Genomic DNA, 5,537 nt, shown 5'->3' with positions numbered 1-5,537 from the left:
GCGCACGCCAGGGCGCTGGCGGCGCTGCGCGCCCTGGGCGCCCCCGCCCTCGAACTCGCCCCGCACATCGAACGCGCCGGAGCCGCCGCCGGCGAGGCCGACCGGCTGGACCTCGGCACCGCCGCGCGCATCGCCCTCCACCTGGGCCGCCCGGCCGCCGCCGCCCACTGGCTCACCGTCGCCCTCCGGATCGACCGGGCCGCCGCCCGCGCCACGGAGTCCCGCCCGGCGCCCGGGAGAGACGCCGCGTCCGGCACCGAGGAGCTGTGGCGGGAGGTCGTGCGCCATCTCGCGGCCGCGGGGGACGCCGACCGGGTGGCCCGCCTGGTCCGCGAGATCCTCGCCGGTCCCGCCGCCCGCACCGGCCCCGACCGGTCCGACACCGTCGCCTACCTCGCGAGCGTCCTGGCCGCGCTCGGACGCGACGAGGAGGCCCAGACCCTGCTCGCCGCCGAACTCGCCGCCGAACCCGGACCGGCGCCGGAGGCGGCGTCCCTGCTCCAGGTCCGCCGTCACGTCGCCAAGGTGCTCGCCGGGCAGATCCCGGCCCGCGCCGACGTCGAACGGCTCACCCGCCTCACCACCGGGGCCGGGCCGCTCGCGGAGTCCGGCGCCCTCGCCCTCAGCGGCCTGTGCGCCGTCCTCGCCGGAGACATCTGCGCCGCCGAACGCTCCCTGACGGCGGCCGGGCACCTCCTCGACGGACTCGACGAGTACGGCGAGCCGGACGCCGGCGGCGGCTTCGGAGCGCCGGACGGACCCGCTGCCGGACCGGCCCTCCGCGAGATCGCGGGCACCGCCGGAGAACCCCTGAGCACCCAGCTCCTCCTGCTGAGCTGGGCCGAGGCCCTCATGGGCTGGTACGGGCCCGCCCACGGGCACGCCGAACGCGCGCTCGCCTCCGCACGGGCCCGGGGCGACGCCCATCTCCTGCCCCCGCTCCTCGACACCCTCGGCTACGTCCACTACCAGTCCGGCCGGATGGCGGACGCCCTGCTGGCGGCCGCCGAGTGCCGCGAGGTCGCCGCGGCGGCCGGACGCGACGACCACGTCGGCCTGTCCGACGCCATCACCGCCGCGGCCTGGGCGCAGCTGGGCCGCGGCAACCCGGCCGCCCGGCGGCCCCGACCCGGCACCGAGGACCCGCTCAAGTCTCCCAGGACCCCGCTCAACTCCCTGCTCCAGGCCGAGGCGTACCTCGCCGCCGGCGACGGGGAGGCCGCGCTCGCGCTCCTCATGCCGCGCCGCGAGGCGTGGCGGGTGTCGGAGCCCGTCGCGGTCCTCGCCGCCCGGGGGTACGAGCTCCTCGCGGCCGCCGCCGTCGCGGCGGACCCGGACCCGGCCGGGGTGCCGACGGCCTTGATCGAGGAGTGGGCCGTCCACTCGGCCGAGGCGGCCGCCGCCGTCGGCATCGCCGAGCAGAGCGGCCACGCCCTGATGGCCCGCGGCCACGCGCTGCTGCGCCGGCGGCAGGGCGCGGAAGCGGCACACGCGTACGCGGAGGCGGTCGAGCTGCTCGGCGCGGACAGCCCGGCGGGCACCCGCGCCCGGGAACTGGCCAGGGACCTCGGCGGTTACCCGCGCGGAGCGCGCGGCCCGGACGTGCCGGAGCCCACCCTCGGAGAGCTGACGGTCAGGGAGCGGGAGGTGGCTGCGCTCGCCGGGGAGGGCCGCAGGACGAAGGACATCGCGCTCCGGCTGGCGGTGAGCCCCCGGACCGTCGACGCCCACATCACCCGCATCTACAGCAAGTTGGGGGTGACCTCGCGGGCCGAGCTGGCCCGGCTGATGGCCCTGTCCGACTGAGCGAGCGCGAGCACGGTCACCAGAAGGCCGTCCCGCGCCGCCCGTCGGCCTTCCAGGAAGCGCAGCTCCCGCCCGCCGAACGACACTCGGGGACGAGCAGCACGGCCCGGAAGGCACCCCGCCACGGGACGAACCAGAGCTTTGCCTCGGAGAAGTCCAGCGGCCGTACGGTGAGGGGGAACCACGCCTTGTAGAGGGACTCCTTCGCGCTGAAGAGCAGACGGTCCCAGTGCGGACCGGGCCGGCGCGAGGCGAGCGCGGCGATCCGGTCCCGCTCGCGGGGGAGCGAGACCGCCGCCAGCACGCCCCGCGGCAGCGGCTCGTCGGGCTCGGCGTCGACGCCGAGGGCCGCGCCCTCGGCACCGCGCGCGACGACGGCGGCCCGGTAGCCCCGGCAGTGTGTCATGGCCCCCACCACCCCGTCCGGCCGGCGCGGTGCGTCCCGCTCGCCGCGCGGCAGCGGCCGGTAGGGCACGCCGATCCCGGCGAGGGCGCGGGCGGCGCAGTGCCGGACCGTGGTGAACTCGCGGCGTCGGGACGGGACCGCACGGGCGACGACCGCCTCCTCGGCGGGGTGGAGCCGGGCCTCCGGCGGATCGCCGAACGCCTCGGCCGCGGAGACCCGGGACGGCAGCAGTTCGTGAATCACGTTCGCTCCCTCGGAAAGGCGAGGCGGCCCGCCAGGATCGACCGGGGTCCGTCCGGGCGCTGACCGCGCCGCCGCGACTCGCGCGGGTAGCCGGTCGACACCTCCTCGAAGCGGACTCCGTCGTGCCAGCTCGTCCGGGGGATGTGGGGGTGGCCGTAGACGACGGCGGCGGCCCGGAAGCGCACGTGCCAGTCGGCGGTGGCCGTCGTGCCGCACCACAGGGCGAAGTCGGGGTGGCGCAGGATCCGGGTGGGTTCGCGCGTCAGCGGGAAGTGGTTGACGAGGACGGTCCGGACGTCGGGCCCCAGGGCGGCGAGCCGCCGTTCCGTGGCGGCGACCCGCGCGCGGCACCAGGCGGCGGCGTCCTCGTACGGCTCCGGGTGGATCGGGCGCTCGTCGGCGCAGACCACGCCGTTCGCGGCCGCCAGGGCGAGCGCCTCGTCGCCGGTACCCGTGCCGGGCTGCCGGAAGGCGGTTCTCGGCGTAGGCCACGTGCAGGTCGCTGACGGCCAGCAGGCTGCCGTTCACGCGCGTGCCGCCGCGATGCCGGAGACCAGGGCGGTCACCTCGGCGGCCGCCTCGGCGAAGCGGTCGGAGAGGAAGAAGTGCCCACCGGGGAAGGCCCGCAAGGTGAACGGACCGGTGGTGTGGGCGCCCCAGGCGGCGACCTCGTCGGGAGTGGCCTCGCTGTCGCGGTCACCGGTCAGGCCGACGACGGGGCAGTCGAGCGGGGGAGCGGCGGTGGGCCGGTAGGCGGCCAGCGCCGCGTGGTCCGCGCGGAGCACCGGCAGCACGAGGCCGAGCAGCTCCGGGTCGTCCAGCAGGGCGGTGCCGGTGCCGCCGAGGGCCCGCACCCGTGCGAGCAGGGCGCGGTCGTCGCCCGGCCGGTCGTCGCCGACGCGGTGCCGGGAGGGGGCGGGACGGCCCGAGACCAGCACGGCGGCAGGGACGCCACCGGAGGTGCCGGCGAGCCGGACCGCCACCTCGTACGCGAGTGAGGCCCCCATGCTGTGACCGAGCAGGAGGCGCGGTCGCCGCCCGCCCGTGCCCAGGGCGGCGGCGATCCGGTCGGCGAGCACGTGCAGGTCGCGGAGCGGTTCCTCGCGGTGCCGCTCCTGCCGGCCCGGGTACTGGACGGCGGCCACCTCGACCGTCGGCGTCAGGAGCCGGGAGAGGGCGAACCAGTAGGCGGCCGAGCCGCCCGCGTGCGGGAAGCAGACGAGTTCGGCCGGGGCGTCGGGGGCGGGGTGGAACCGCCGCAGCCAGGTTCCGGGAGCGGTGTCGGACATGATCAGCCCGCCACCGGGAGGTCGAGGGCCCGGTCGGAGGTGAGGATGGCCTGGTGGAGCCGGCGCAGCGAGCGGCAGGGCGCCAGACCCAGCTCGCAGCGGAGCACCCGCTGCGCCGAGTGGAAGACGCGCAGCGCCTCGGCCTGCCGCTCGGAGCGGTAGAGGACGAGCATCAGCTGCCGGTAGAAGGACTCGCGCAGCGGGTACCGGGCGATGAGCCCCGTCAGGAGGCTGACGACCTCCCGGTGGCGGCCGAGCGCCGTACGGGCCTCGACGGACAGCTCCAGGCAGTCCAGCCGCTCCTCCTCGACCCAGGTCGCGAAGGCGGACAGCCCCGGCGCCTCGGCGGAGCCGTCGAGGACGGGCCCCCGGACGAGGAGCAGCGCGCTCTCGAAGGAGTCGAGCGCCGCCTCGTGACGGCCGGCGTGCTGGTGCTCGCGACCCGTCCGCATGTGGGCCTGGAAGTCGTGCACGTCGTACCCGGCCCCGTCGAGACGCAGCAGATAGCCGGACGGCTTGGTGACGATGGCCCGGCCCTCGCGGTCGCCCGCCGCGGCGAGGAACTTGCGCAACTGCGACAGGTACACGTGGACGGCCGCAGACGCCCGCCGGGGCGGCTCACCGCTCCAGAGTTCGGCGATCAGCTGCTCCTTGGTGGTGACACGGCCGGCGGCGAGAAGCAGAGTGGCGAGCGTCAGTTCCATCTTGGGAGCGCTCAGGACGTGGGGTGTACCCCCGTCGTCCGTGACGAGCAATGGCCCCAGCAGCGCGTATCGCATCAGTACCCCCGTGAAGCGGAGTGAACAAGAATCCGAACACCTGGGCCTCACTCTCCGTGTCCGGAGCCTGTCCACGCATCGGGGAAAGTGCGTACGTATACCGATTGGCCGAAACCCGCCCCCCTTCGACTCCCCCTGCCCCGCCCACCAGATCCCCCCGCACACCAGCGCTTTGGAACCGCTTTGGTCGCCCGGACCAGACTCCGCCCATGAGGTCGTTCGTGTGGTGCTGTCTGAAAACCCTGGGCAACTGGCTCATCGAAGCGGGCTCGATGTGGATCGCCCCACCTCCACCCCCGCTCCTGGACGAGCCCCCACCGGGCCACCCCGAACGCCTCGCCCCGACGCGACCCCTCACCGAGACCGAGCGCGCCCTCGGCCTGCAACTACCCGGCTGGCCCCGAGGCTGAGCACCCGCCGCTCCTCCCCGCCCCCCAGGCCGGGCCACGAGACGCGTCGGACAGGGGTGCGCAGCCGCCGGACCGCGCGGAAACCACGGCACACGGCCGCCCCTGCGCCACGGTGCCGCGTCCGGCCGCTGCCACCCCTCGCCCGCCGGGCGACCCCCGGCCCGCCGTGGGCCTTGGCACCGCCACCTGGCTGCCGTTCAGGTGTGATGCCGTCTTCAATCATCCTGCCGCGCGGGGAGGTGCGGCGTTGCCTTCTCCACGCGGCTGTTTGTTCGGGCGGCAGTGGCGTGGGCATCGAGCCGGTTCCCGTTGATGGACATGAGGCGTCGCGAGTCCACTTCGGTGACCACTCTCCGTGAAGGCTGACGCATATTCAGGCCTCTGACGTACCGTCAGCCATTCAAGATCATCGTGCGCATGCGTTGCACAAGGTGCTGAAGAACAACAGTGATCAGTGGAGGGCCATGAAGGCATATATCCGCAGGTCAGCCGACACGTTGAAGTGCCGTGGCCCCTGTGTGCAAAGGGCACCGCCCCCCCCCCGGGAGATTTACCCGGAAGCCAAAAAAACCCCACAGACCAGCCGGAAAAGGAGCCTACAACT

General features: G+C 75.2%; 5 protein-coding genes and 1 pseudogene. 2 read left to right on the top strand and 4 right to left on the bottom strand.

The window, feature by feature from the left end; genetic code table 11:
• Positions 1–1,806: LuxR C-terminal-related transcriptional regulator (locus ACFWN1_RS31215; RefSeq protein ID WP_384369436.1), on the top strand; the 1,806-nt coding region annotated here is incomplete at its 5' end.
• 16 nt (positions 1,807–1,822) lie between these two features.
• Here the strand turns inward: ACFWN1_RS31215 and ACFWN1_RS31210 are convergent.
• The 4 genes and pseudogenes from ACFWN1_RS31210 to ACFWN1_RS31195 all read right to left on the bottom strand — a co-directional run bounded on the left by ACFWN1_RS31210 (position 1,823) and on the right by ACFWN1_RS31195 (position 4,523).
• Positions 1,823–2,455: a 4'-phosphopantetheinyl transferase gene (locus ACFWN1_RS31210; protein WP_384369433.1), complete on the bottom strand. Its 633-nt coding sequence runs from the start codon at positions 2,453–2,455 to the stop codon at positions 1,823–1,825.
• A pseudogene (locus ACFWN1_RS31205) lies at positions 2,452–2,925 on the bottom strand (metallophosphoesterase); the annotation flags it as partial. The gene ACFWN1_RS31210 and the pseudogene ACFWN1_RS31205, both read right to left, overlap by 4 nt.
• A 54-nt stretch (positions 2,926–2,979) precedes the next feature.
• Entirely contained in the window at positions 2,980–3,744 is a 765-nt protein-coding gene (locus ACFWN1_RS31200; RefSeq protein ID WP_384369430.1) for a thioesterase II family protein, read from the bottom strand.
• 2 nt (positions 3,745–3,746) lie between these two features.
• Positions 3,747–4,523, bottom strand: a complete 777-nt coding sequence (locus ACFWN1_RS31195; protein WP_384369427.1) for a BTAD domain-containing putative transcriptional regulator — start codon at positions 4,521–4,523, stop codon at positions 3,747–3,749.
• A 209-nt stretch (positions 4,524–4,732) separates the two neighbouring features.
• On the opposite strand from ACFWN1_RS31195, the gene ACFWN1_RS31190 reads away from it, so the two are divergent.
• The gene (locus ACFWN1_RS31190) at positions 4,733–4,933 is read left to right on the top strand and encodes a DUF6059 family protein (RefSeq protein WP_384369424.1); all 201 of its coding nucleotides are present in this window, start codon (positions 4,733–4,735) and stop codon (positions 4,931–4,933) included.
• Positions 4,934–5,537 lie beyond the last annotated feature (604 nt).

Source organism: Streptomyces sp. NPDC058459, from assembly GCF_042721685.1.
GTDB lineage: Bacteria > Actinomycetota > Actinomycetes > Streptomycetales > Streptomycetaceae > Streptomyces.
Note: the sequence above shows the minus strand (reverse complement) of the source record. Positions and strands in the feature narration are given on the sequence as shown.